The sequence below is a fragment of the Algoriphagus faecimaris genome (genome assembly GCF_900101705.1).
In the GTDB taxonomy this organism is placed as follows: Bacteria; Bacteroidota; Bacteroidia; order Cytophagales; family Cyclobacteriaceae; genus Algoriphagus; species Algoriphagus faecimaris.
Genome location: NZ_FNAC01000001.1, coordinates 158008 through 183759 on the forward strand (window position 1 = coordinate 158008; position 25752 = coordinate 183759).

General features: G+C 41.0%; 32 protein-coding genes. 14 read left to right on the plus strand and 18 right to left on the minus strand.

Annotation, left to right across the window (positions count from 1 at the left end; genetic code table 11):
* Nucleotides 1-289 precede the first annotated feature (289 nt).
* Both BLQ57_RS00705 and BLQ57_RS00710 read left to right on the plus strand, forming a co-directional pair.
* Nucleotides 290-598: a Dabb family protein gene (locus tag BLQ57_RS00705; protein WP_240507724.1), complete on the plus strand. Its 309-nt coding sequence runs from the start codon at nt 290-292 to the stop codon at nt 596-598.
* Between the two features lie 49 nt (nt 599-647).
* Nucleotides 648-1967 carry a S41 family peptidase gene (locus BLQ57_RS00710; protein WP_087937597.1) on the plus strand — a complete coding sequence of 440 codons (1320 nt, stop codon included), beginning with the start codon at nt 648-650 and terminating at the stop codon, nt 1965-1967.
* Between the two features lie 2 nt (nt 1968-1969).
* Here the strand turns inward: BLQ57_RS00710 and BLQ57_RS21630 are convergent, their stop codons facing one another.
* From BLQ57_RS21630 to BLQ57_RS20820, 8 genes are all read right to left on the minus strand, one after another.
* Nucleotides 1970-2326 carry a DUF5615 family PIN-like protein gene (locus BLQ57_RS21630; protein ID WP_087937596.1) on the minus strand — a complete coding sequence of 119 codons (357 nt, stop codon included), beginning with the start codon at nt 2324-2326 and terminating at the stop codon, nt 1970-1972.
* Nucleotides 2323-2559: a DUF433 domain-containing protein gene (locus BLQ57_RS00720; RefSeq protein WP_087937595.1), complete on the minus strand. Its 237-nt coding sequence runs from the start codon at nt 2557-2559 to the stop codon at nt 2323-2325. Before BLQ57_RS00720 ends, BLQ57_RS21630 begins: the two co-directional genes overlap by 4 nt.
* A gap of 111 nt (nt 2560-2670) precedes the next feature.
* Nucleotides 2671-3267 carry a bifunctional phosphoribosyl-AMP cyclohydrolase/phosphoribosyl-ATP diphosphatase HisIE gene (gene hisIE / locus BLQ57_RS00725; protein WP_087937594.1) on the minus strand — a complete coding sequence of 199 codons (597 nt, stop codon included), beginning with the start codon at nt 3265-3267 and terminating at the stop codon, nt 2671-2673.
* A gap of 153 nt (nt 3268-3420) precedes the next feature.
* The gene (gene hisF, locus BLQ57_RS00730; protein ID WP_087937593.1) at nt 3421-4176 is read right to left on the minus strand and encodes an imidazole glycerol phosphate synthase subunit HisF; all 756 of its coding nucleotides are present in this window, start codon (nt 4174-4176) and stop codon (nt 3421-3423) included.
* Nucleotides 4177-4266: 90 nt separating this feature from the next.
* A complete protein-coding gene (gene hisA, locus BLQ57_RS00735; RefSeq protein ID WP_087937592.1) occupies nt 4267-4986 on the minus strand; it encodes a 1-(5-phosphoribosyl)-5-[(5-phosphoribosylamino)methylideneamino]imidazole-4-carboxamide isomerase in 720 nt (239 codons plus the stop codon).
* 158 nt (nt 4987-5144) lie between these two features.
* A complete protein-coding gene (gene hisH / locus BLQ57_RS00740; protein ID WP_087937591.1) occupies nt 5145-5741 on the minus strand; it encodes an imidazole glycerol phosphate synthase subunit HisH in 597 nt (198 codons plus the stop codon).
* Between the two features lie 136 nt (nt 5742-5877).
* Nucleotides 5878-6660, minus strand: a complete 783-nt coding sequence (locus BLQ57_RS00745; protein ID WP_087937590.1) for a phenylalanine 4-monooxygenase — start codon at nt 6658-6660, stop codon at nt 5878-5880.
* Nucleotides 6661-6953: 293 nt separating this feature from the next.
* The gene (locus BLQ57_RS20820) at nt 6954-7130 is read right to left on the minus strand and encodes a helix-turn-helix domain-containing protein (RefSeq protein WP_139162632.1); all 177 of its coding nucleotides are present in this window, start codon (nt 7128-7130) and stop codon (nt 6954-6956) included.
* Between the two features lie 500 nt (nt 7131-7630).
* Between BLQ57_RS20820 and BLQ57_RS00750 the strand changes: the two genes are divergently transcribed.
* Entirely contained in the window at nt 7631-7909 is a 279-nt protein-coding gene (locus BLQ57_RS00750; protein WP_087937589.1) for a hypothetical protein, read from the plus strand.
* A gap of 50 nt (nt 7910-7959) precedes the next feature.
* Nucleotides 7960-8994: a BF3164 family lipoprotein gene (locus tag BLQ57_RS00755; RefSeq protein WP_087937588.1), complete on the plus strand. Its 1035-nt coding sequence runs from the start codon at nt 7960-7962 to the stop codon at nt 8992-8994.
* Here BLQ57_RS00755 and BLQ57_RS21055 read toward each other — a convergent pair.
* Nucleotides 8973-9134 carry a hypothetical protein gene (locus BLQ57_RS21055; protein ID WP_169712689.1) on the minus strand — a complete coding sequence of 54 codons (162 nt, stop codon included), beginning with the start codon at nt 9132-9134 and terminating at the stop codon, nt 8973-8975. The two genes, BLQ57_RS00755 and BLQ57_RS21055, sit on opposite strands and share 22 nt — an antisense overlap.
* Nucleotides 9135-10205: 1071 nt before the next feature.
* Between BLQ57_RS21055 and BLQ57_RS00765 the strand changes: the two genes are divergently transcribed.
* From BLQ57_RS00765 to BLQ57_RS21635, 3 genes are all read left to right on the plus strand, one after another.
* Nucleotides 10206-11264, plus strand: coding sequence for a 6-bladed beta-propeller (locus BLQ57_RS00765; RefSeq protein ID WP_087937587.1), 1059 nt, complete (start codon nt 10206-10208; stop codon nt 11262-11264).
* A gap of 78 nt (nt 11265-11342) precedes the next feature.
* Nucleotides 11343-11582 carry a ribbon-helix-helix domain-containing protein gene (locus BLQ57_RS00770; protein ID WP_087937586.1) on the plus strand — a complete coding sequence of 80 codons (240 nt, stop codon included), beginning with the start codon at nt 11343-11345 and terminating at the stop codon, nt 11580-11582.
* Nucleotides 11575-11790, plus strand: coding sequence for a type II toxin-antitoxin system RelE/ParE family toxin (locus BLQ57_RS21635; protein ID WP_087937585.1), 216 nt, complete (start codon nt 11575-11577; stop codon nt 11788-11790). The genes BLQ57_RS00770 and BLQ57_RS21635 overlap by 8 nt, the downstream gene beginning before the upstream one ends.
* Before the next feature lie 78 nt (nt 11791-11868).
* Here BLQ57_RS21635 and aroF read toward each other — a convergent pair whose 3' ends face one another.
* The 8 genes from aroF to BLQ57_RS00815 form a co-directional block, all read right to left on the minus strand.
* Nucleotides 11869-12888 carry a 3-deoxy-7-phosphoheptulonate synthase gene (gene aroF / locus BLQ57_RS00780; protein WP_087937584.1) on the minus strand — a complete coding sequence of 340 codons (1020 nt, stop codon included), beginning with the start codon at nt 12886-12888 and terminating at the stop codon, nt 11869-11871.
* 51 nt (nt 12889-12939) lie between these two features.
* The gene (gene trpA / locus BLQ57_RS00785; RefSeq protein ID WP_087937583.1) at nt 12940-13713 is read right to left on the minus strand and encodes a tryptophan synthase subunit alpha; all 774 of its coding nucleotides are present in this window, start codon (nt 13711-13713) and stop codon (nt 12940-12942) included.
* An 88-nt stretch (nt 13714-13801) separates the two neighbouring features.
* Nucleotides 13802-14980: a tryptophan synthase subunit beta gene (gene trpB, locus BLQ57_RS00790; protein WP_087937582.1), complete on the minus strand. Its 1179-nt coding sequence runs from the start codon at nt 14978-14980 to the stop codon at nt 13802-13804.
* 12 nt (nt 14981-14992) lie between these two features.
* Entirely contained in the window at nt 14993-15631 is a 639-nt protein-coding gene (locus BLQ57_RS00795; protein WP_087937581.1) for a phosphoribosylanthranilate isomerase, read from the minus strand.
* Nucleotides 15631-16446 (minus strand): indole-3-glycerol phosphate synthase TrpC, encoded by an 816-nt coding sequence (gene trpC, locus BLQ57_RS00800; RefSeq protein ID WP_087937580.1) that lies wholly within the window; start codon nt 16444-16446, stop codon nt 15631-15633. Before trpC ends, BLQ57_RS00795 begins: the two co-directional genes overlap by 1 nt.
* A 9-nt stretch (nt 16447-16455) precedes the next feature.
* Nucleotides 16456-17466, minus strand: a complete 1011-nt coding sequence (trpD, locus tag BLQ57_RS00805; RefSeq protein WP_087937579.1) for an anthranilate phosphoribosyltransferase — start codon at nt 17464-17466, stop codon at nt 16456-16458.
* Between the two features lie 24 nt (nt 17467-17490).
* The gene (locus tag BLQ57_RS00810; protein ID WP_087937578.1) at nt 17491-18057 is read right to left on the minus strand and encodes an anthranilate synthase component II; all 567 of its coding nucleotides are present in this window, start codon (nt 18055-18057) and stop codon (nt 17491-17493) included.
* Between the two features lie 12 nt (nt 18058-18069).
* Nucleotides 18070-19482, minus strand: a complete 1413-nt coding sequence (locus tag BLQ57_RS00815; RefSeq protein WP_087937577.1) for an anthranilate synthase component I family protein — start codon at nt 19480-19482, stop codon at nt 18070-18072.
* A 321-nt stretch (nt 19483-19803) separates the two neighbouring features.
* Between BLQ57_RS00815 and BLQ57_RS00820 the strand changes: the two genes are divergently transcribed.
* From BLQ57_RS00820 to BLQ57_RS00835, 4 genes are all read left to right on the plus strand, one after another.
* Nucleotides 19804-20352, plus strand: coding sequence for a hypothetical protein (locus BLQ57_RS00820; RefSeq protein WP_087937576.1), 549 nt, complete (start codon nt 19804-19806; stop codon nt 20350-20352).
* Nucleotides 20353-20374: 22 nt separating this feature from the next.
* A complete protein-coding gene (locus tag BLQ57_RS00825) occupies nt 20375-20602 on the plus strand; it encodes a hypothetical protein (RefSeq protein ID WP_087937575.1) in 228 nt (75 codons plus the stop codon).
* 104 nt (nt 20603-20706) lie between these two features.
* Nucleotides 20707-20913 carry a hypothetical protein gene (locus BLQ57_RS00830; RefSeq protein ID WP_087937574.1) on the plus strand — a complete coding sequence of 69 codons (207 nt, stop codon included), beginning with the start codon at nt 20707-20709 and terminating at the stop codon, nt 20911-20913.
* Complete coding sequence (locus tag BLQ57_RS00835; protein ID WP_087937573.1) at nt 20903-21244, plus strand: type II toxin-antitoxin system RelE family toxin; 342 nt, start codon at nt 20903-20905, stop codon at nt 21242-21244. Before BLQ57_RS00830 ends, BLQ57_RS00835 begins: the two co-directional genes overlap by 11 nt.
* A 57-nt stretch (nt 21245-21301) precedes the next feature.
* Here BLQ57_RS00835 and BLQ57_RS00840 read toward each other — a convergent pair whose 3' ends face one another.
* Nucleotides 21302-22936 (minus strand): M28 family metallopeptidase, encoded by a 1635-nt coding sequence (locus BLQ57_RS00840; RefSeq protein ID WP_087937572.1) that lies wholly within the window; start codon nt 22934-22936, stop codon nt 21302-21304.
* 188 nt (nt 22937-23124) lie between these two features.
* On the opposite strand from BLQ57_RS00840, the gene BLQ57_RS00845 reads away from it, so the two are divergent.
* From BLQ57_RS00845 to BLQ57_RS00855, 3 genes are read left to right on the plus strand one after another with little or no spacing between them, the layout of a single operon-like run.
* Nucleotides 23125-24225, plus strand: coding sequence for a DUF6544 family protein (locus BLQ57_RS00845; protein ID WP_139162633.1), 1101 nt, complete (start codon nt 23125-23127; stop codon nt 24223-24225).
* 51 nt (nt 24226-24276) lie between these two features.
* Nucleotides 24277-25332: a Gfo/Idh/MocA family protein gene (locus BLQ57_RS00850; protein WP_240507723.1), complete on the plus strand. Its 1056-nt coding sequence runs from the start codon at nt 24277-24279 to the stop codon at nt 25330-25332.
* Between the two features lie 36 nt (nt 25333-25368).
* Nucleotides 25369-25740 carry a VOC family protein gene (locus BLQ57_RS00855; RefSeq protein WP_087937569.1) on the plus strand — a complete coding sequence of 124 codons (372 nt, stop codon included), beginning with the start codon at nt 25369-25371 and terminating at the stop codon, nt 25738-25740.
* Nucleotides 25741-25752: the final 12 nt, after the last annotated feature.

The following is a 25752-nucleotide window of genomic DNA, read 5'->3' on the forward strand; positions in this document are numbered from 1 at the left end:
AGCAATACTTTGTAAAAAGAGCTTTTTTCAAAAAAACATAGTTATCCTGTTTTATTCGAAAGTACATCTATTTTTTCAATGATTACAATTAGAAATAAGGGGGATTTTAGCATTTTAGGGCTTAAATAGAACCACTATAGAGTTAAGCCTATACTTCCTGTCCAAAATTATTTATCTTTTGCCTCCTTATTTTAAAACCTATAAAATGAACCGGAGAAGAAATTTCCTCAAAACTATTTCGGCAGCTTCCGCAGCCGCTTTCTTACCTATAACCTCCATTGCAAAAAACATGAAAAACCAAAAAATGATCCACCAAGTGTACTTTTGGCTACACAATGAAAACGACACTCAGGAATTTCTCACAGCCGCTGTTCCCATGCTGGGAAAATGCAAAACTGTGGGGAAATTCATCGCCGGTACGCCGGCAGATACCGAAAAACGAGAGGTGGTTGATCATTCTTGGCAGGTCTCCTGTACCCTGTTTTTTGATAGCCTAGAAGATCAAGCCGAATACCAGGTAGATCCTCAGCACTTGGCCTTTATCGAAAAGTATTCCTCCATGTGGAAAACCGTAAAAGTGTACGATATCGCAATCTGATATCATCTACTTTCTGACAATTTCCGTAAATACCATTAAATCAAGGAATATGAAAAAATTAAGATGGATACTTGGATTGCTGGTCTTGGGATGTTGGTCTTGTCAAACGACAGATGACCCTACCCCAAACCCGCAGACTGACGTAGTGAAGGATGCGATTTTTTCTACAATGAGGGAATGGTATTTCTGGAATCAGGAACTCCCCAATCAAATCACTACGGCAGATTATTCCAGTAACGAGGAGCTATTGGATGATATTATTTTCAAACCCCTTGACCGCTTTTCCTACATCACCACTCAGCAGGCATTTCAAAATGCCTTTGTGGGCAGAAATGCCGGTCATGGATTTGGCTTTGCCTTCAATTCGGAGGAAAGGCTTTTTCTGACATTTGTCTTTGAAGAATCTCCTGCTGGAAAGGACGGCTGGCAGCGCGGTTGGGAAATCATTCAAATCAATGGGAAACCCATCGCTGAATACCAAACCAGTTCGGGAGGATACAATTTTGAGCTCGGCCCAGCAGACCCCGGCATCAGTAATAGCTTCACTTTTAGATTACCTGACGGAAGTACGACTACTCGCACCAATATCAAGGCAGAATATCAATCCAATTCGGTACTCCATCAAGATGTCTTTCAAATCGGTAACAAAAAAGTAGGATACTGGGTCTATCAGAGTTTTAAGGCCACTGCAGGATTGACACCTACCCGAAGTCAAGAGGTGGAAAACTCCATGAATTATTTCATAGGAGAAGGAATCGAGGAGTTTATCATTGACCTTCGCTACAATGGGGGAGGATCGGTGGCAGTAGCCGAGCAAATTCTCAACTACCTGATTCAACCCGCCAATTCCGGAAGACTGATGTACACCAATAAATTAAACGATATCAAGACCAGTTTTAATGACTCCGAAAACTTCTCAAAGCTGGGTTCGCTCAATCTAAATCGTTTGATTTTCATCACGAGCAGAGGTTCCGCATCCGCATCAGAGCTAGTGATCAATTCACTAAATCCGTACATGGATTTGGTTTTGATCGGAGACAATACCTTTGGCAAACCGGTAGGATCTTTTCCCCTATCGCGATACAATCGTACCTTAGCTGACAATGATGTCGAGCTCGTCCCGATCACTTTTGCCACGGCCAATGCAGAGGGAAAAGCAGAGTACTTCGAGGGATTCCCGGCTGATTTTGCAGTGGGAGACAGTCCGCAGTTTGCATGGGGAGACACAAGAGATTCACGTCTAAATGCTGCACTACAATTTATTCTGGACGGAATCATTAACGGCAGACTACAACAGGAGTTTTACAGGCCTTCTTGGGAAATGATCGATGCTTTTAAAGGGTTACAGCAGGAGTTTCCTTCTTATTGATTTCAAGCTATAAAACTGTCATTTCTACTTCCTATTTCTAACAAAAAAGTTGGCTTCGAATCGAGTTTTAAAAGTTGATCAATCCGTATTTTGAAGATCTCTATCAAAGCTTTGTTAGAAATGTTTCCAAGATTGATTTTCACCAATTTCTTAGGCTTTCTTTTCAAAAGAAAACTTATTTTAAAGTCAGCGTCTTTAGAAATCAAAATATAATTTCCCTCATCTGCAAATTTTGCAATTTCAGAGTCTTTAGTACTTGATCCTTCTAGGATTGAATTCACATGAACAGATTCATATCCTAAATCTTGAAAAAATGAAACTAGTTTAAATGGGATATGTACATCACAAAGAAATTTCACGAGGCCAAATCCAAGAGAGAATTCCCAGAAAGAACTAATTTAGCAAATTGCAAGGATGCTAATATATCATCTTTTTCCAATTCTGGATGATCTTCTATGATCTCGTCTATCGACATTCCTGAACCCAATAAATCGATAATAACCTCGACCGGCCACCGCATTCCGCGAATGCAAGGCTTGCCATGACAGATTTCTGGATGGCTAGTAATTCTAGCAAGTAGGTCCGAATTCATATTCCAAATTAATACTTTTAAGGTAAATAACGGACTTGCATTGATTTAGATTCTTATGACATCAACTTTTCCTGATACTAGCAACAAAAAGATCGATGGTTTCTCATTACACTATTTCTGTTGTCGCTCCATCAACACCTCCATCACTTCGTCCAATTCATAGCCTTTGGCTTCCAGAAGCACCAGGTAATGGAAAAGCAAGTCCGCGGCTTCCCCTAGAAATAGCTCTTTGTTGTCATCCTTAGCTTCGATCACGATCTCCACCGCCTCCTCTCCTACTTTCTGAGCTATTTTGTTAATACCTTTGGCAAAAAGCGAGGCGGTATAGGACTGGTCTGAGGGATTGTTTTTTCGGTCCTTGATGATTGCTCTCAGTTGGTCGATAAAGCCAGTCTTGGAAGAGTTTTCTTCATTCCAGCAGGTATCAGAGCCAGTATGACAAACCGGTCCACGAGGATTGGCTTTTATTAAAATTGAATCCCCGTCACAATCTCCCGCGATTGAAACCAACTCCATAAAATTCCCAGAAGTTTCCCCTTTGGTCCATAGTCGGTTTTTGCTTCTGGAGAAAAAAGTCACCTTTCCCGTTTCCTTTGTTTTGGCCAAAGCTTCTTCATTCATATAGCCCTGCATTAAGACTTTACCAGAAATAGCATCTTGGACAATAGCTGGTACTAGGCCGTTCATTTTTTCAAAGTCGATGTTCATGTTTTCTTTTATTTGAGCAGAGATACAATGGAAATACACTTGAAATACTGCCCGATAAATCGGGCTGAAATAATTAAACCTTGATTTAACTCAAACTATTTCAGCCTAACTTGTCAGGATGTATTTCCATTTCTATTTCAACCGTATTTCTAATTATTTCCTAATGCTAATCCCCTCCCTAATCAAATATTCTTTCAAGCTAGGAACCGGAATTTCCTTAAAGTGGAAAATACTGGCTGCTAAAGCCGCATCAGCTTTCCCAAAGGTAAACACATCCTTGAAATGAGGCATGCTCCCTGCTCCGCCCGAAGCGATCACAGGAATGGACAAGGCAGAAGAAATCTCCGCGGTCAGTTCATTGGCAAAGCCTGCCTTGGTGCCGTCATGATCCATGGAGGTGAGCAAAATCTCCCCCGCTCCCCGATCAGTGACTTCCTGTGCCCAAGCTTGGGTTTTGAGCAAAGTGGGTTTTCTTCCACCATGCGTATGGACAAAATCAATCCCATCCACATTTCGGGTATCGATGGCAATTACGATGCATTGCGAACCAAATTCCCTAGCCATTTCATCAATCACACCTGGATTTTTGACGGCTGCAGAATTGATGGAAATCTTATCCGCACCTGCATTCAGCAATACCTTCACATCTTCCACCGTGGAGATCCCTCCACCCACGGTAAAAGGAATATTGATCGCCTTGGCTACTTTGGTTACGAGATCGGCTAATGTTTTTCGCTTATCGACCGTAGCCGTGATATCCAAAAACACGAGTTCGTCCGCTCCTTCATCCGAATAGATTTTAGCCAACTCTACTGGGTCACCCGCATCTCGGAGTTGCACAAAATTGACCCCTTTGACCGTACGGCCATCTTTGATGTCGAGGCAGGGAATGATTCTTTTGGTTAACATATAATCGAAAAACGGTTGAAATAAATCCTGACTAGCCAGGATGAAATACTTAGAAATAGGTAGAAAGGGAAAACCGGGAAAATATTTCTATCAAGAATTAAATGCTGCTAGTTCCTCTAACGTAACTCTTCCCTCATAATAGGCTTTTCCCACGATCGCTCCGTATACCCCAGATTTCTCCAAATCTTCTAAATCCTTCACGGAAGAAACCCCTCCACTGGCAATTAATCTCAAATTCGGAATTTCCTGCAAAATCTCTTGATACAAATCTACCGAAGGACCCTGAAGCAGACCGTCTTTGGCTACATCGGTACAGATGACGTAGCGAATTCCTTTGTCGAAATAGCTTTTGATAAAAGGAATTAAATCCACCGAAGTGGTTTCTTCCCAACCCCCAACAGCGATTTTTCGATTTTTTGCGTCTGCTCCAAGTATAATTTTCTCCGAACCATACTTGGTAATCCAATCCTCGAAAAGGGCCGGATTTTTTACCGCGATACTACCTCCTGTCACTTGCTTTGCTCCCAGCGAAAAGGCTCTTTCGATTTCCTCATCAGCCTGAATTCCTCCGCCAAAATCCACTTGCAAATTCGTTCCAGCACAGATTCGTTCCAAAACCTCACCATTGACAATTTTTTTGGCTTTTGCACCGTCCAAGTCCACCAAATGCAGACGAGATATTCCAGCATCCTCAAAACGCTTGGCCATTTCGAGTGGATCGTCATGGTATTCTTTTTTGCTGCTGTAGTCGCCCTGACTGAGACGAACACACTTCCCTCCGATGAGGTCGATGGCGGGGATGATGAACATAGTTTAGAAAGAAGAGTCAAAATTCAAGAATCAAGACTTTTTGATTTAAGGGTTAAAGGTATGATCTTTTAGGGTCTCGACTCCGCTCGACCTGACCGTAATCATTGTCAGGCTGACAACAAAGTCTAGTCACCCTGAGCGGTGTCGAAGGGGGCGTTTCAAATACTTAGAAAATTACTTAACAACTTCTCCCCAACTGTACTGCTTTTCTCTGGGTGAGCCTGTATCGCCCAGTAATTATCTCGATGGAGAATCGCGGTAAAGTCGTGGACATAATGCGTACTCGCGATGGTCACCTCGCTCAATTCGGCATAATAGCTGTGCACATAGTACAGAAATTTGGAGTCGGGTAAATCCCGAAGCAGTACATCATCAGCAAGATTTTCCAGCTCGTTCCATCCGATATGCGGCACCTTAAATTCTTGGGAGTTTTCAGGAATAAACTTTTTTACTTTCACCGGAAAAATCCCCAAGCAATCCGTATTATTTTCCTCGGAATGCTCGCAAAGCAATTGTAAACCCAAGCAAACCCCCAAAAAGGGTTGCTTGATTTCCCGGATTACTTGATCGAGTTGGCGGGCCTTGAGGTAAATCATGGCCGAACTCGCCTCTCCTTGTCCGGGAAAGATGATTTTATCGGCTGAGCGGATTTTATCCGGGTCATCGGTCAGTTCAGCCTCTGCTCCCAATCGCTCCAAGGCATAGAGGACCGACTGCACATTTCCCGCGTTGTATTTGATTACGGCTACTTTCATTTTATTCTAATCTGAAATACTGTAGAAATAAGCCCCGGCTCCCCGGGGCGAAATAATTAGAAATATTTCTACCTTATTTCATCCTGACTTGTCAGGATGTATTTCAATCATATTTCCAAGCGCTACTATTTAGCTTTTATTTTACCTTATTTTCAGCTAACATTTCCTCCAAAACCTGCTCTATTTCCGGAATGGAATTGTAAAGTTGCTCATAACTTTCGATCACGAAGTATTTATCCTGAAATTTATCTTTCCAATACTCCTGATTCATGATTCTCCGCACGTCATAAGGATAGTGTGCAGGTTCATCTGAAAGGGAGAATTTTGTTTCCCCTTTGGAACTCAAAATGCCCGCTCCATAGATTCGTAACTCCCCATTTTCACGAATCAAACCAAACTCAATCGTAAACCAATAAATGCGGCTGAGCAACTGAATCGCCCAAGGATTATCGATGTGCTTTAGAGCGATCCCGGAAAGCTTTTCCAGAAAATCCACGTAGGGTTGATTAGTCAACAGGGGCATGTGGGCAAAGGCATCGTGGAACATATCCGGCTCCTCAAGATAGTCCAACTGCTCCATTTTTCGCAGCCAAGTGGAGGATGGAAATCTGCGGTTGTTTAGTAAACCAAAGAACAAATCATCATCGATCAAACCGGGTACCACCTGAACCGCCCATCCTGTGGTTTTTTTTAAAATCTCATTGAGTTCCTCAAAATTAGCAATGCGATCAGCTGTAAACTTGACGATTTCCACTCCATCCAAATAGGCCTGAGAAGCTGCTTTGGGCAGATTAGGCATCTGTCGCTCGTAGAGGATTTTCCACACTTTAAAATCTTCTGCCGTATAGGCTTCATATTCCTGCCTAAGGTCTTGCAATCTCGGGTCGCTGAAGACCCAGTCTTTCGGTTTATCAGTCATATTTCTATTTGGGTTTATATTTACCTAACTTTTAATTCTCGATTGGGTTTTGTTTACCTATAATCCATGGGCTTTAAAACGAAAAAAGCCCATTCCGCAATTGGAATAGGCTTCGATATCGTTCACTAAAAACCATACTCATCCCATTCCATCATTGAAGCGGATAGTGAGAGTGATGAATATAAGTTCTTGGGGTTGGATTCACGGTGTGAATTTACAAAGGGAAACGGCCCTACACAAGCCTATTTTACAAATGGTCTAAAGTTTCTGGTTTTGAGATTGGAAAACGCAAGTTAGGAAGCCTTTTGAGGCACCCCAAATTTCAAATAAATCAGTGATTGTTCCTTTGGGGAAACCAAACCTCTAGTAATCGGCAAGTTTTCCTTTTGAATCCAGCGGGTTAGGGTTTTAGCAGAAATTCCAAATTCCTGGGCGATTTCCTGTCTGGATTTTGCTCTGTACGTTCTCATATTAAAAAGATGGATTAACTATGAAATATTTCCTAAGAAAGTAAAGCTCACTTAATAATCCAAGAAAAAGTTGTGAAAATTAAAAATACTCCGAATCCTTCAGAGGGGTGAACTCTTCTCCTTCCAACTAGAAAATCAAATTGTCCGAAATTGTCCGAAATTGTCCGAAAATAAAATTATTAAATCTTTTACCTTTATTTCATAAGAAAAAACAACTGACTCTTATGGAAATGCTTACCGATTTTGAACTTACACTGGTTTTCAGTAAAGACCAATCGGGTGAAGAAATTTCATTCTGAAATTTTGCTTTTTCTTTTCAGTTGGTATAATATTTTTCTTGGAATTTTCATGGCATGCATCAGGAGAATTTTAAGAGAAAAAAGTCAAAAGCTATCTTATTTTAAAGGAAAAAGTCAAGTAAAATTAAACATAAGATTTAAAACATTCTAAATCTCATAAATAGTAGATAATTAAATTAACATTATTCGGATAAAATAATCATGAAAACAACAATTAAAAACATTAGAAAGCCTTTTATTTTAAGAATATTCATTTTTGTTCTTTTCTTAAATTTTGGTGGGGGAGCAAATGGATTTAGGTATTTATCTGGAAGTACTGTCTATGCACAGACAAGTCTTCCAGGTGGACCCGAAACATGCTACGGCAACTGTAGAATAGATCCTGAGGGAGATTGCTATATAAATACAGTTGACCCTAATGGAACACCGATAATTGGAATATGTATCGGTATGAGCAGAGATTTTGGTTTAGGAGGGTGATTGAAAAATATAGATACATCTCTAAATTACCATAATTTATAAGCTAGATAATGACTATTAAAAAAAGCCTTCTAATAAGCGTTCTCTCAATTTTAACAATTAGTTGTACTCAAAATGGAAGAGAGCTCTTAAACCAGGATACTCAATTTTCCCATACTGACTTTGAAACTGTTTCAAAGATTACGGGACAAGCATTAAATGAAATATCAGATTCCCTTTTTCTTCCTAGATCAATTGGACTGGTGGGAGATTATCTATTCATAGCAGAAAGAAGTCCAGGTAATCTAGTTCATACCATCAATCTAAAAAATGAAGCATACTTAGGACGTTTCGGGAGTCGAGGGATGGGACCCGGGGAAGCCCCTAATGCTTGGAGATTGTTTCCGTTTAATTTTAAGGAATTAGGAATTTTAGACCATGAGATAGGAAAAATATTAGTTTATAGCATAGATTCCTTAGTTCAAGGTAAAGGGTTTAAAGGTGAATACACAGTAAAAGAAGCAATGCATAGCAATGGAGTAATCGTATTCGATGATAAATTCTATATACTTGGGAATTACAATGAGGATTCAAGGCTTATTGTAGGGGAAATAACGGACTCTTTATCTGATTTAAGAAGATTTGGAAATTTTCCAAAATTAAATTTGAATTACGAAAAGTTAAGTGAATTTGATCAAAAAACGACCTTAAATCAAGCCAAAATAAGCAACCATAGAGACATTGCCTTAATTTCATATTTCAATATTCCTCTTTTTCAAATAGTTAACTTAAGTACTAATCAAGAAGTAAATATTGTTGGTCCAGATCCTTTACCTTCAAATGAATTAATTGGTGAATTAAAATACTATTATTCCAGCATTATAACCGAAAATTTTATTTATTTACTTTACATAACTGATAAGAAAGAGTTTAAATACGTATCGAATACAGTTCTGGTTTTTGATCACTCTGGTAAACCTATAAGAAAAATAATTCTGGATAAAGAAGTGTATCAAATTGTAGTATATGAAGACAATTACTTATATGGTCTTACTTACGACAATGATGAAGCCCCTTTTACCCTTTATAAATATACATTGGAATAAATCAGTACTTGTTCCTTAGGGGAAATCAGACCTCGGGAAATGACCAGTTTTTCCTTTTGAATCCATCGGGTTAGGGTTATGGCGGAAATTCCAAATTCCTCAGCGATTTCCTGTCTGTATTTTGCTCTGTACGTTCTCATATTAAAAAGATGGATTAACTATGAAATAGTTCTTAAGAAAGTAAAGCTCATTTACTAATCCAAGAAAAAGTTGTGAAAATTAAAAATACTCCGAATCCTTCAGAGGGGTAAACTCTTCTCCTTCCAACTAGAAAATCAAATTGTCCGAAATTGTCCGAAATTGTCCGAAAATAATATTATTAAATCTTTTACCTTTATTTCATGTGTTTATAATTGTCTTTTAGCGGTCATAACTTGTCCCGAGTATCGGGATGGAATCTCGCATGGTTGATAGTCCTACCAGTGTGTGACGGCTACGTCATGCTCGATTTCATGAGAAAAAACAACTGACTCTTATGGAAATGCTTACCGATTTTTGAACTTATACTGGTTTTCAGTAAAGACCAATCGGGTGAAGAAATTTCATTCTGAAATTTTGCTTTTTATCTTCAGTAGGTATAAGATTTTCTTGGAATTTTCATGGCATGCATCAGGAGAACCTTAGGAGAAAAAAGCCAATTTATTTAAATTATAAATGAGTAAAACTACATACATCTTAAAATAATTACAAACTTTATCGAAAGGAGGTATATCATGACTTAGCCTAAACCCAATTATTGAATATCCTTTAGGAGACTTTGATACGTTAAGAGTGACGAAATTGTTCTAAGAATAAAAAACAAAAACTAAGATTACAACCATAATGAACTTAAAAATCAAAAAGATACAAGAATTACAGCTATAGGAATTTTCTTTATGGCTTTGTTTTTCAATGTGAAAATCAATCTTGAAGAACCATTTGTTAATATGGAGAATCCTATCCTAGCTCAAACAATGGAAGGTGGAGATTGTGAGCCAGGAGGTTACGCAGATGTTTGTTGTCCTTATTGGAATATTACATACCCTTCACAAGGACCATCAAGTTGTACAACTGGTGGAGAATTTATTTGTAATTCTTGCCCACCAAAATCATCAATTGATTAACTGCTATTGGGTTCCTATGAAATCAAATGAATTCATGGGAACCTTACCATTAAAGAAAATATAAAAATATTATCATTTATTAAAAATGAATATATAATTAGAAACAATATGCGAAATAATTTTCTTCTTCTAATAATCTTCTTGATTTTTTCCTGCAAAAATACACCCAATACCAATAGCGATAAATTCCAACTACGAGAAACCAATTTCCATTCGCTGGTCGAACTTCAGGATAATTTATTTTTACTGGGAAGCCCTTCATCTTTTGACATCATGGAGGACGGGAGGATTGTCCTGACTGATGTGAATTCTCCCAAAATGATCATTTACGATCAAGGTGGCAATCAAGAAAAAGTAATTCAGGCCGATGGAAATGGTCCTTTGCAGTTTCAGAATCCCTCCATTGTAAAGTATTACGATGGGAAAATTTATCTTTGGTGTAGTCAACAATTAAAACTCATCACTTATACCCCAGACGGTGATCCGATAGAAGAATTTAAAATTTTTGATCGGGCCATTAGTAATTTTACCCCTTTTGAAGACAAACTCATCGCCTACACCAAAGGTGGCTTTATGGACTCCTATATCCAAGTGTATGATTTAGGTTTAGGGAAATTAGAAAAAAGCCTGGGCGAAGTCAGTAACGAACAAGTGTTGTTAGATATTTTTTCCTGCTCGGGAGGAATTGACTTAAAAAACAATGATTTGATTTACATCGCTTCGGATGAGCTTAAAATCAACAAGTTTGACCTTACCACTATGCAATCTATCGAAGAAATAAGCCTTACAGATGAGGAATTTCAGGTTGGTGAAATCAAAACCAACCCGGTAGATATGGTCAATTCGGATTTTAATCAAGCAGTGAAGTTCATCAATGAAAATAGCACTGTTACGGGGATTTTCGCTTTAGATAAAGGGATGGTTTTGGTCTCCGAAGTGGGATACTATGAAGGCGATGCTCAAAAGGGGATCACCAACAGTTCGAATAGATTTGATAAGTACTACGTCTTAAATGATAATTTTGACCTGACCCAAGTCTATAAATCCAATAAAATTTTGGGAGCAAGTCCTTGCCTGATGACGACAAAAGGAAATTCCCTTTATCAACTTATACAAGGTCAAAAAGAAAATGATGAAGGCTTTGTAATCAAAACCATTGATTTTTAATTGATCCCTTCATCATCAAAACCTAAGATATTGAAAGTGATTCATTTTTGATGTTTTTTTACATCAAATAAAAGAACCATGGCAAGACAAAGTATTTCACTGACGGAACCAAATGATGAATGGCTAAAAGCACAAGTGGAAAACCAGGAATATAGCAGTAAAAGCGAACTGGTTAATGATTTGATTCGACAGGCAAGAAAGCAACAGGCAGAAATTGATTGGCTGAGAGCCAAATTAGAAAAAGCCGAAAATAGCGGCTTTACCAACCATACCAAGGACCAAATCTTGAAAGAAGCCAAGAAATTGATCAATGGCTGACTATAAATTAAGCCATGAGGCAAAAAATGATTTGATTCGAATTTACCTATTTGGGGTAGAAAGATTTGGAATGAGTCAAGCTGATAAATATTACAACAATTTATTTCATTGCTTTGAAATGATCGCACAAAGACCCTTTTCTTTTATAATGACCTCCTCCAGATCATCTACCACCAGATCAAACCATTTCTTTAGATTCACACTCTAGTCCGCATAGTTTACAACCTTCATCTGTTTGTAATTTGATTTTTAGAGGTTCCTAGGAGATTGTTCCAAATGAGACGTCTTAAAGCAAATCAAACCCTTTTCGCATCGCAAAACTTTCCCGAATCCAAGCAGCCAATCGTGCGCTTTGAGCAAAGTCCAAGGTCTGCTGTCCATCAGAATAGGCCTTTTCAGGAATCTCATGTGATTCATAGATAATACCATCCGCACCCGCCATCACTCCGGCTAAGGCCATCTGTGAAACATAAGAGCGAATACCTATTCCATGAGAAGGATCCACAATCACCGGAAGATGAGACTTCGCTTTTAAAATCGGAATCGCATTTAAATCCAAGGTATTTCTTGATGCCTTTTCGTAAGTTCTAATTCCTCGCTCACAGAGAATCAGCTTTTCATTTCCTCCAGAGAAAACATACTCTGCAGACTGTAACAATTCCTCGATCGTTCCAGAAATTCCTCGCTTGATCATCACTGCTTTGTCCACTTTTCCGAGTTCGTCCAGCAAGTTGAAGTTTTGGGAGTTTCGCGCCCCTACTTGATAGATATCCACATACGGATACATTTCCTCGATTTGGGAAGTCTGCATCACTTCCGTGACTATTTTGATTCCAGCCTCGGAGGCTATTGAGTGCCAAAGCTTGAGTCCATCAATACCCATACCTCGGAAAGCATAAGGGGAAGTTCGGGGTTTGAATACCCCGCCGCGCATCATGCGGATTCCGTTTTCTACGCAATGCTTGACGACCTTACGAATTTGCTCCTCAGACTCAATGGAGCATGGCCCGGTGATAATGGCCATTTCTCCATCCTTGATATATACACCATCTCCCAAGTCCACGGAAGTAGGTTTGGCTTTCCATTTTTTAGAAACCAATTTGTATTCATCGGAGACAATATGGATATCCCGAATACCATCAAGTTGACCGATTTTACGGATATCAAATTCTTTTTTTCCGATGCCGATGATGTAATCCCCCAATTGGGTTCTCACTTCAGTAGTTTTGTAGCCGATTCCATTGACCTTTTCAATGAGGGTTTCCTTTTGCTTGGAAGAAATATCGGGTTGTAGTTGGATAATCATTTGGATTTACGAATTACGATTTACGAATTACGAGGCTTTTTCAAAAGAAATCTAGTTAATAACAGCCTTGATGTAATCCTGAATATCTTGAGATTGATTTTGTGATTCTTTGATTTTTTTGATAAATGCCGAACCGATAATGGCTCCGTGACTATAAGTCGAAGCGATGCTGAAGGTCTCTGCATCGGAAATGCCAAAACCAATCAGCCGGGGATTTTTGAGATTCATCTCTTGCACGCGTTTGAAATAAGCGATTTGCTCTTCGCTGATTCCACTTTTTGCTCCAGTAATGGAATGTGAGGAAACCATATAAATAAATCCATCGGTATTTTCATCGATTTCACGAATCCGCTTCTCGGAAGTTTGAGGAGAAATCAGAAAGGTGTTGACCAATCCATATTCCTCAAAAACGCTTTTGTACTCATCCAAATACTGCTGCATGGGCAAATCAGGGACGATCAAACCATCAATCCCAACCTCCTTGCACTTTTTGCAAAAGTTCTCCATCCCAAACTGTATAATGGGATTCAAATACCCCATCAAGACAACAGGAATGTGAATTTTAGCACGAAAGCCTTTGAGTTGTTCAAAAAGCACCTTCATGCTCATGCCATTGTCCAAAGCAATTTTATTGCTGTCTTGAATGGTCGGACCATCTGCAATCGGATCTGAATAGGGCACCCCAATCTCTATGATATCCGCTCCTCCGGCCTGAATGGCTTCCATCACAGGAAGGGTATCTTCCAAATGGGGAAAACCAGCCGTAAAGTAGATCGAGAGCACCCGCTCCTGTTTGTTCTTGAATAAATAATGTATGCGATTCATGAAATATTTGTTTGATGTCCTTTGCCCGATGTCCGATGAGAATATATAAGCATACATCGGTCATCTGACATCCCGCACCGGACTTTTATCAATATCCTCCCCACTTGATATAGGTCTCCAGATCCTTGTCTCCCCGTCCGGAAAGATTGATTACAATCACGTCGTCCTTTCGATACTCAATCATATTCAGGGCATGGATGGCATGAGCGGTCTCGATAGCGGGGATGATTCCCTCGGTGCGGCTGAGGAGAATTCCTGCCTTCATCGCATCCTCATCCTCCACAGCCACGAATTCGCCTCGACCGATATCAAATAAATGGGCATGAACTGGTCCGATTCCAGGATAGTCCAATCCTGCAGAAATGGAATGTGGCTCGACTACTTGTCCATCTTCGGTCTGCATTAAAATCGTCTTCGAACCGTGCAAAATCCCCGGAGTCCCCAAAACCGTCGTTGCGGCGGATTTCCCACTGCTGATTCCCAATCCTGCCGCTTCTGCTGCGATCAATCGTACTTCGGGTGTATTGTAATAATGATAAAAGGCTCCTGCAGCATTGGATCCTCCACCCACACAGGCAATCACCAAATCGGGATTTTCACGGCCTTCTTTTTCCTTCAACTGCCATTTCATTTCCTCAGAAATCACTGACTGAAAACGAGCCACCATTTCTGGGTAGGGATGCGGACCTACTACCGAACCGATGATGTAATGCGTATCCACGGGATTATTGATCCATTGACGCATGGCTTCATTAGTGGCATCCTTGAGTGTGCGGGAACCGGAAGTTGCCGGTACTACTTTCGCACCAAGAATTTTCATTCGCTCCACATTGGGTCGCTGCCGCTCGATGTCCAACTCACCCATGTATACGGTGCAATCCATGCCCATCAAGGCACAAACTGTCGCCGTAGCCACGCCGTGTTGACCTGCTCCGGTCTCAGCGATGATGCGCTTCTTGCCGAGCTTCTTTGCCAAAATGATCTGACCAATTGTGTTATTCACTTTGTGCGCTCCGGTATGGCAAAGGTCCTCTCGCTTCAGGTAGATTTTTGCACCGAATTGCTCAGACAAGCGACTGGCAAAATATAAAGGCGTTGGTCTTCCCACAAAGTCTCGTAGCAACAGCTGAAACTCCTCTTGAAATTCCTCAGAAGCCACAATAGACTCGTAATTATCCCGCAGCTCCTCGATATTGGGATGCAGCATTTCAGGAATGTAGGCACCCCCGAATTTGCCATAAAAACCCCTTTCATCCACTCTGATCATATCTTCTCCCGTTTAAATCGCCTCTTGAGAAAGAAGCTTTTGTTTAAATTTTTTCAGTTTTTCAATATTTTTCAAACCCGGTGCATCTTCAAATCTCGAGTTCAAATCTACTCCCTCAAGCTTCGAGATTCGCTTGCGCAAAGCTGCAATTTCCTCTACACTCTCCTCATCCACCCCCCCACTTAAGAGAAAGCCTTTGTCGAAGGGATAAGTTTCCAAAACAGACCAATCAAATTTCTGCCCTGATCCTCCGTGCGCTTTAGTCGCAGTATCGAAAAGAAATTTACTCACAAAAGGCAGGTAAGCTTCCAGACTTTTCCAATCAATTTTCTCCGAAACAGAAACTACTTTCCAAAGCTCACAGGGTGTCCGTTCCGAAAGTTTTTTGACAAATTCTGCGGATTCATTTCCATGAAGCTGAATGGCCGAAAGCTGAAATAAACCTACTTTCCTGAGAATTTCCACCTCGGATTCATTGACAAAAACCCCGACTTTTTTCACTGCAATTCCTTTCAACTCTACCGCTCGATCTTCGGTGACAAAGCGCGGTGACTTGGGATAAAAGATCAATCCCATCCAATCCGGCTTGACCTCAGCGATCAAGCTTTGGATATTTCCCAATTCACGCATGCCACAGACTTTGATTTCCATCAGGCTTTGGAGAGTTCGCTAGCTGTCAATCGTTTGAATTCCTTGATAAAGTTGTAAGCGGCCTGCTCCGGACGACTGGATTTCATGAAATTCTCGCCGATCAAAAACCCGTCAAAACCCGCTTTTTTCAACTCAATCAGTGTCTTAGGATCAGAAATTCCGCTTTCAGAGATTTTTACAAAGGTATCTGGAATCGTAGTCACGAGCTCCAAAGAAGTATCAATGGATACCTCGAAAGTCTTCAAGTTTCGATTATTCACCCCCACCAAGTCCACGCCATCATTCAGGCTTTTTTCCAATTCTTCTCCATCGTGTACCTCGAGCAAAACCTCCATGCCTAGGTTTTTGGCAAAGTAGGCCAAGGACTTCAGTTTTTCTGGTTCCAAAGCTGCTGCGATCAACAGGACGCAGTCCGCACCAATGGATTTGGCTTCGATAATTTGATATTCGTCCACGACAAAGTCTTTTCGGAGAATCGGACAGAAATTGAATTTTCGAGCGATCTTCAAATCCTCATTATTTCCTCCGAAATACTCCTGATCGGTCAGAATTGACAGTGCCGAAGCGCCAGCCTGCATGTAACCAATACTGACCTGCTCCACGGAAGCGGCGCCATTGATCAATCCTTTGGAAGGGGATTTCCGCTTGAATTCTGCAATGATCCCAGACTTATCCGGATCGGTCACATATTTTTTCATGGAGACCACCTTACCGTCAAAAAAGGGACTTTTTTCCAGAAGTTTGACGGGAATCAAGCTTTTCCGCTCTTCGACTTCTTGGTACTTGTCTGCAATTATTTTTTCTAAAATATTCATAATCAATGGTTAAGCGAATGAAACAGAAGTTTTTGGATTGACCAGCCCGTTAAACACTTCGAGGGCCTTTCCACTCATCAATACTTCTCTTGCCTGAGCTACTGCTTCGGTAAATGATAATGTTGGATTTGCTGTGACCAAAGCCGCAGCGGAATTGGCCAAAACGACCTCATTTTGGGGATTAGTTCCTTTTCCTTTCAGAATGTTCTCAAAGATTTTGGCTGATTCTTGGACCGTTTCTCCTCCTTTGATTTCTGCTGCCTTTAGCTTTGAAAGACCGATTTGCTCCGGGCTAAAGAGCTTTTCACCGGTATTGGATATCATTTTAAAATCCCCTGTCAAGGAAATCTCATCATAGCCATCTAACGCATGAAGGATGGAAAACTGCGCATCACTTTCCTGATAGAGGTAGGCATACAATCGTGCCAGTTCCAAACTGAATACCCCGACCAATTGCTTCTTGGGAAAGCTCGGATTCACCATAGGACCGAGCATATTGAAGAAGGTTTTGACACCCAACTCCTTTCGGATAGGAGCCACATTTTTCATCGCAGGGTGAAAAAGCGGTGCATGCAGAAAGCAAATCCCTGCCTCGTCCAAGGAACGCCTGATTTCACTGATATCATTGGTAAACTCATAGCCAAAATAAGCTAGCAAATTAGATGAACCGCAAATCGAGGAAACTCCCGTGTTACCATGCTTGGCCACATTTTGCCCAGCTCCAGCCACGATAAAGGAAGAAAGGGTGGAAATATTGAAGGTGTCTTTTCCGTCGCCTCCTGTACCACATAGATCCATGGCGTCGTATTCAGAAATCTCCACAGGCACACAAAGCTCGAGCATGGCTTCTCTGAATCCGCGTAACTCCTCGACAGTGATTGAACGCATCAAATAAACCGTCATAAATGCCGCCACTTGAGAGGAATTGTAAGCTCCCGTAGCCAGATTTTTAAGCACTTCTCTCGCTTGGGCTTGACTCAGTGTTTTATGCTCGATCAGTTGATTTAAAATTTCTTTCATTTTAAGGTTGATTTTGGGCAGAAATCAGGATTCCAACCAGTTTTGAATGATTTTGACTCCATTTTCGGTGAGGATACTTTCCGGATGAAACTGAACTCCACGAACCGCAAACTGTTTGTGGCGAACGGCCATGATTTGACCATCGGGAGTTTTAGCGATCATTTCCAAGTCTGACGAAAGGGTGGATTCATCAATGACCCAAGAGTGATATCTTCCAATAGGAAAAGTATCGGGGATTCCTTCGAAAAGCAAATCTCTTTCCACTTTCACCTGAGAAGCCACCCCGTGCAAAACCTCGGAAAGATTGATCAGGCTACCGCCGAATGCCTCGCCAATCGCCTGATGTCCAAGACAAACTCCTAAAATGGATTTTTCGGCAGCATATCGCTTGAGCAATTCAGGCATGATCCCCGCTTCCGAGGGAATTCCCGGACCGGGAGAAAGCAGGATTTTATCGTATTGAGCGACATCTTCAAGCGAAATTTTATCATTTCGGAAGACGTCCATACGATCTCCATAGCCTAGCTGTCGGATGATGTACACCAGGTTGTAAGTAAAGGAGTCGTAATTATCAAGTACCAGTATTTTCATGGTTTAATAGGTTCAAATAGTTTCAGCAGCACGAAGGGCCACTCTTAGTGCTTCCAGTTTATTGGCTACTTCCTGCAGCTCGGAGGGGATGGAAGATTTAGCCACCACACCAGCACCCGCTTGGAATCGCAATTGGTTATTTTCGGACACAAAAGACCGGATCAAAATAGCATGATTAAAATCCCCATTGAAACCCAAGTACCCAATGGCCCCACCATAAAACTGTCGGCTGATATTTTCTAATTCATCGATGAGTTCCATCGCTCGATACTTGGGCGCGCCGGAGAGCGTTCCTGCCGGAAAAGTATCCGCTACCAGCTGAAGAGGATTGGTGCCTTCAGGCAATTCACCCGTCACTTTTGAAACCAAATGAATGACATGAGAATAATATTGGATTTCTTTAAATACATCCACATTTACTAAGTCCGAGGATCGGGAAAGATCATTTCGGGCCAAATCCACTAGCATCACATGCTCTGAATTTTCCTTGGGATCATCGAAGAGCTTTTTGGCTAATTCTGCATCGTCAACGTCATTTCCTGTTCGTCGGAAAGTCCCCGCAATGGGAAAAATTGTCGCTTTTCGGTTTTTGACCACAATCTGTGCCTCGGGAGAACTCCCAAAAACCTTGAACGAACCATAATCAAAATAGAACAAATAGGGAGAGGGATTAACGGAACGCAAGGCGCGGTAGACGTTGAATTCGTCCCCTTTGAATTCGGTGGTAAATCGTCTGGAGAGTACAATCTGAAATACATCCCCTCGGAAACAATGTTCCCGACCTTGATTGAGTATTTTCAGAAATTCTTCGTCCGTATAGTTCGAAACCTCCTCTCCTACTTTTTTGAAGGAATAGGCAGGTATATTTTTATTGTTGAGCAATTGCTCGATTTCGGGCATGTATTCTGGGTTTTCAGCCCCTGCCACCCGATGCTCAAATAGGTGCAATTCATTCTTATAATGATCCACCACGATGATGTTTTGATACATGGAGTAGTGCATCATCGGGATGTCATTGGCTTGAGTCTTACTTAGCTTGATGTCTTCAAACCAGCCCACCGTATCGTATTGAATGTAGCCAAAAAGTCCATTGGTACTAAACTTAAATTTGTCTGGAGTAGGATCAAATTTATTTCCAAAAGCTCTTAAATGATCCATCAGAGACTTTTCGGCAGTCACCTCATAATTCAACTCTTCACCATTGGGCAACTTTTCCGAGACCTTTCCTTCATTGAAAGAAAAGGTCGCAAGCGGATTAAAGCAGATATAGGAATAGCTGTTTTCCTGCCCGTGGTAATCGGAGCTTTCCAGTAGGATGGGATTGGCAAATCGATCCCTGATTTGAAGGTAAATACTCACAGGAGTGATCGTATCAGCTAATCGCTTCTTGTAGGTGGTTAGAATCGGAAATTTGACGTGGTTCATGGGTGGTTAATTTTTGACATAAAAAAAGGCTTACCGGGGGAAACCAGTAAGCCGTTTATATAGTTCTTGCATTCAAATTTAGGCAAGGGCTTTCTGTGCTTTCCCAGGGAAAGTTGAAGGATGCCACCACCAATATTTGTTTGTAGTTGTTTTCATAAGACTTTGGCAAATTTAGGAAGGGAACCGAAAAGAAAAAGTAAATTCAATATATTTTGATCATTTTTTTTCAATCCACATTCATGGATTGGAAATCCTCATTTCGGTACTGAAAACTTACTTATCTGCTCCTGCGTAAAAACTTTGAATTCAAACTCTTTAACTATGAAATCCAAAACCATCCTATCGACGGCTATCCTCCTCTTTTCTTTTTATTCGGTAAAAGCACAAAGTTCCTCTCCTTGGGAAATCCCAATGATTGAAGTTAATTATCAAGGTCCTAATGGTGACCAGGCTATTTTAAAAGTTGATCAGGGATTTCGCTATGCCGAATTGGAGTCAGAAGAAAGGAATTATCGTCTTTTCTTTCATCGAAATAGACCCTTCATAAAAGATATCCGCATGGTGGATCAAGATTCAGATTTGCAAATCGCAAGAGGACGAGGCAGTTTTTTCTTTGGAAATGCCCGAATTGAATTTGTAGACGGTTCCGAGATCAGATTGAAGCGAACAAAATCAGCTAATGGGTATGAAATAACAGGAACTTACGGACCGGTTTTCTTGGTCAAAAACCATGCTTTTACTCCTACAAAAACTTATGAGGAAAGTGATTTTTTGGCTCAGGCTATGTTTTTATTTCGAAGAATCCAAGAAACCCAAAAGCCCCCTACAGAAATCATTTATCAAAATAATGCGATCACATCCAACCGCTAAATTGTAGTTTTACAAGAAAATCATGGCAAAAACAATTTCACAGTATTTCAAACGAATTTTTGACGATTATCAGGTTTTGGTGATGGTAAACCCGGAGGATTTTTCCGGAACCGAACTCATAGTCCATCCGGATGGGAAGATCGAAAAAACTGAAATGGAATTTGATGAAGAGATTTTTGAAGATTTGGCGGAAGATGAATTTCAGCCGTGCAGTCCTTTAGAGTTTCAATTGCTCTTGGCGAAAAGTTGATTGGATGGATTGAATTTTAAATTAGATAAATAACTTAATTTCTTGCCTGATTTTGTTAAATTAAGCTTATCAAAAGGAAAAAGCCTAACCTACAAACTAATACGATGAAGTTATTATTAGAAATCGAAGACGAAAAAGCGGATTTCATTTTGGAACTTTTAAAAAATTTCAAATTTGTAAAAGCCAAAACCCTAAGCCCCTATAAGGCGGATATTTTCAGCAACCTGAAGCAATCTATTGAAGAATACAATCAAGTTAAGGAAGGTAAAACAAAATTAATTTCAGTCAAAGAACTATTGGATGAATTATGAAATAGTTGCTATTCCGAATTTTAGGAAGGAGTTAAAAAAGCTTTCAAAAAAATATGCTTCCTTAAAGGAAGATTTTTCAGATCTAATCCATAGTCTTCAAGAGACTCCAATCCAAGGGATTTCTCTAGGTAAAAATTGTTTTAAAATCCGAATGTCAATCAAATCCAAGGGGAAGGGAAAATCAGGTGGCGCTAGGGTTATTTCATTAGTAAAAATTAATAAAAATACCGTTTTCTTACTTTCAGTTTACGACAAAGCCGAGAAAGAAAATATTTCAAACACAGAGTTAAAAGCACTTATAGAGCTGATCGAAGGAGAGGAGCAAGAATAAAATACAAGGAATTAGGGTGACGCTTTTCTCAAAGCAAGCTCTTAATTCCTTTCCCAATCACTTCTTCATATACCCATCTCTAACTGCCTTAAACTCAGAACTAGCCTTCCAGTTAGGCCAATTGCTACTATTAGAAAGGTTTTGACCGATATTGAAGAGTAGCTGCACATCATCCACTGCACCGTCGAGATTCCATCGTCCCGCATCGTACTCATCGGAAGGCTTATGATAATATTCGGCAGTATAATTTGCCTGTAAATTTTTCCCATACTCTTTTCCTTTTTCCACATGATCGATGCCCGTATGGAAGTAAAGCGCAGGAACACCTACTTTTGCAAAGTTGAAATGGTCTGAGCGGAAATAGTAGCCTGCCACAGGATTAGGTTCAGGAGCCGAATATCTTCCCAGTTTTTCCAGTTCCACATCCAATAAATCTTCCATCTCAGACTGCCCCACACCGATAACCGATACATCCTTCATTTTTCCATAAGGATTAATCCCGTCCATATTGATGTTGGTGATGGTCTTTTCCAGTGGATAGATGGGATTTTGAGCATAATGAGCAGAACCCAAAAGCCCCTGTTCCTCTGCGGTAACTGCCAGAAAAACCACCGAACGTTTGGGTTGCGTACTTTTTTGGAAGGCTTTCGCGATAGCAAGAAGAGCAGCCGTTCCAGATGCATTATCCAGCGCACCATTGTAAATACTATCCCCTTTCTCATCAGGCTTTCCAATCCCCAAGTGATCCCAATGGGCGGTGTAGATGACATACTCATCCGGCTTCTCCGAACCTGTGATTTTGGCAACTACATTCTGAGAAGTATTGTAATTCGCCTGCACTTCCATCCTTGTACTCGCTTTCAAATTCATTGGGATCGCTTCAAAATCTACTTTTCTAGCTTTGGCCAAAAGCTCCCGCTCATTTAACCCAGCCACTTCAAATAGTTGATTCGCAACAGGCAAAGTCAACCATCCCTCAAAAGCCAATTTATAATCCGCCTTTCCCCGATCATCTAAATACAGCTTGGACGAATTCCAGGAATTCTGCACCACATTGAATCCATAACCTGCCGGAATGGTATTGTGTACAATCAGGCAGCCCAGAGCTCCCTGACGGATGGCCTCTTCATATTTATAGGTCCATCGACCATAGTAAGTCATTGTATTTCCTTTGAAAAAATCAACATCCTCTGTTCCAAAACCGGGATCATTGACCAAAACCACCACGATTTTATCTGTCACATCAATATTCTTATAATCATCCCATCCGTACTCAGGCGCCACGATACCAAAGCCAGCAAAGATCAATTCGGCCTCATCCACAACTATTTCCGAATCGGTCCGCTGTGTCCACAGCACATAGTCTTTAAGCCCTTCCAAGGTGATGGCTTCCCGCTCAGAACGGATCTCCATCGTAGTCGCAGCTTGGGTTGTAATAGACACCAAAGGCACCTCTTGGATAAAAGAATCTCCATTTCCGGGCTCAACTCCTATTTTTTGAAATTCCTGAAGAAGGTAATCTACCGTCTTTTGCTCTCCCGCCGAGAATGGCATCCGTCCTTCGAAATAATCAGAAGCCAGGGTATCAATATGAGGTTCCAAATCGGAGACTTGAAACTGATAAGTTTTTTCTGGGCTACAGGACCAAGTGAAAATTGCGACAGCGAGTAGGGTAAAGAAAAGGTTTTTCATGCGTCTATAATTGTATTTTAAAGGTCACCCCGAATAGTCGGGGCAGGCTATGGAATCTCGCATGGTTGATAGTCATACCAGTGTGTGACGGCTACGTCATGCTCGATTTCATAAGAACAAAAAGGGATGATTTTTCTCAGGAAAGCTACACAAAATTTGATAATGAAAATAAATTTCCAAACTTAGGTATGCGTTTATTTCTCTTTTTATCAATGAAAACGGCCTTACTTCTATTCGTGTGCCTCCACGGACTTATCCATTTGATGGGATTTGTAAAGGCATTTAAACTCGCAGAAATCACTGCGCTCTCCCAACCTATTTCCACTTCTTCAGGCTTGCTTTGGTTACTGAGTGCCTTGCTGTTTTTGGGTTTTGCTGTTGGGGCATTTTTTGAAAAACCCTATGCCAGCTACCTTGGAATTTCGGCAGTGCTACTTTCCCAAATTCTCATTTTCACAGTCTGGCAAGATGCCAAATTCGGAAGTATCGCTAATCTAATTCTCCTACTAGCAGCGATTCAAATGATTTTTCTTGCCAATTGGGAAAAGAAAGTGAGCGCAGAAAAGCTCATGTTTCAAAATTCAAGGGAAATTCCAGAATTAAAGAAATTAGAAGAACTACCCTCTGTCATTCAAAATTGGCTCAAAAACTCAGGGTTTGAAGAGAGTCGGCCTCCGGTTTCTGCTCAAATCCACCAAACCGCTCAGATAAAAATGAAGCCTGATCAAGCTGAATGGAAAGAAGCCAAAGCATTTCAAATCAGCAGCTTGAATCCTCCGGGATTTCACTGGCAAGTAGAGATGACTATGGCTCCAGGGATAAAAATTTATGGCCGAGATCAATTTATGAGCGGGAATGGAGAAATGCTCATTCGTCTCGCTGGCATTTTTCCAATTGTCAATGAAATTGGTGAAAAAATAGATGAGGGAAGCCTACAGCGATTTTTAGGAGAACTTGTATGGATGCCTAGCTTGGCGCTTCATCCAGAAATCAGCTGGAAGGAATTAGGTGAAAACGCGGCTGAAGCCACGCTGAAGATAAATCAAATTACAGGCAAAGGAAGCTTTTACTTCGATGATTCAGGAAACTTTGTTCGGTTTGAAGCCTTGCGATTTTATGAAAATAAACCTGATTCGAAGCGCTTTCCATGGATTCTAACTGTGGAAGCATACCAAGAATTTGAAGGTGTTAGGATTCCCAGTAAAATGAAGGCAACCTGGAGACTTCCTGAAGGAGACTGGACTTGGCTTCAACTTCAGATTGATTCCTTATCTTACCAGTACAATTAGCCTCTTATGCTACGATTTATTTGTTTTCTATTGCTTCTTTTTGGATCAATCATGACCGCATCAGCCCAAGCAAAAAAACTCAAGCTAGCAGTGGCAGGTCTGACACACGGCCATGTAGGCTGGGTCCTTTCTGCTATTGATCGGGGCGATTTTGAGTTGGTGGGAATTGCTGAGCCGGATCGAGACCTGGCAAGTAAGTATGCCATCCAATACGGGTTTTCAATGGATTTGATCTTTGCGGATTTGGACAACATGCTGGAGGAAACAGAGCCTGAGGCTGTGGCTGCTTTTGGAAACACCTTTGATCATTTAAGGATCGTCCAAGCCGCTGCTCCAAGAGGAATTCACGTAATGGTCGAAAAGCCACTTGCTGTAAGCCTCAAACATGCCCAAGAAATGGCAAATTTGGCCCAAAAACATCAGATTCACCTTTTGACCAACTACGAAACAAGCTGGTACCCCACCAATCACAAGGCCAAAGAGATCTTGATGTCGGGCGAATATGGTAATGCAATAAAAGTAATCGTCAGAGACGGTCATCGAGGTCCAAAGAAAATCGGGGTCGGCCCGGAGTTTTTGGAATGGCTGACCGATCCCCAACTCAACGGTGGTGGGGCTTTGATGGATTTTGGCTGCTATGGAGCAAACCTCATGACCTGGCTTGCCAATGGGGAGCGCCCCCTTTCTGTTACCGCCATCACTCAGCAGCTTCAACCTGAAAATAATCCCAAGGTAGAGGATGATGCTACCATCATCGTCAATTACCCAGATAAGCAATTGATCATCCAAGCTTCATGGAACTGGCCCATTGGCAGAAAAGACATGGAAATCTATGCTGAAAAAGGAGCCATCTATGCCGATAACCGCAACCAACTCCGAACTCGATGGGCGGAGGGATATGATGGGTTTCAGGAAAAAATCTATGAGCTTCCCGAGCTTGATCTGCCTTATCCCGATCCCTTTCTATTACTGAAAGCCGTTATCCAAAATGAAATTCAACTCCCACCGTTTGATCTCTATTCATTGGAAAACAACTTGATTGTGATGGAAATATTGGAAGCTGCCAAGAAAAGTGCTGAGCAGGGGAAAACGATTTATTTTAATTGAATAAGCTTAAATTCAGAACCCAAACTCCCAACAAATATGAAACTCGGTGCCTTTTCCATTAGCCTATCTGTCAAAAACCTCCAAGCCTCCAAGGAATTTTATGAACATCTTGGATTTAGTGTTTTTGCTGGCAGCGAAAAACAAAACTACCTAATCATGAAAAATGAGCAGACTTTGATCGGCCTTTTTCATGAAATGTTCGAAAAAAACATCCTCACTTTCAACCCCGGCTGGGATCAAGAGGCCGGACTAGTCGAAGACTTCGAGGATGTCAGAAATATCCAAAAAGAACTCCTATCCAAAGGAATCAAACTCGCCCAAGAAACAGACCCCTCTGCCAGTGGACCCGGCAGTATTTTATTCTTTGATCCAGATGGAAATGCCATATTGATCGATCAGCACGTTTAAACCCACTCTTTT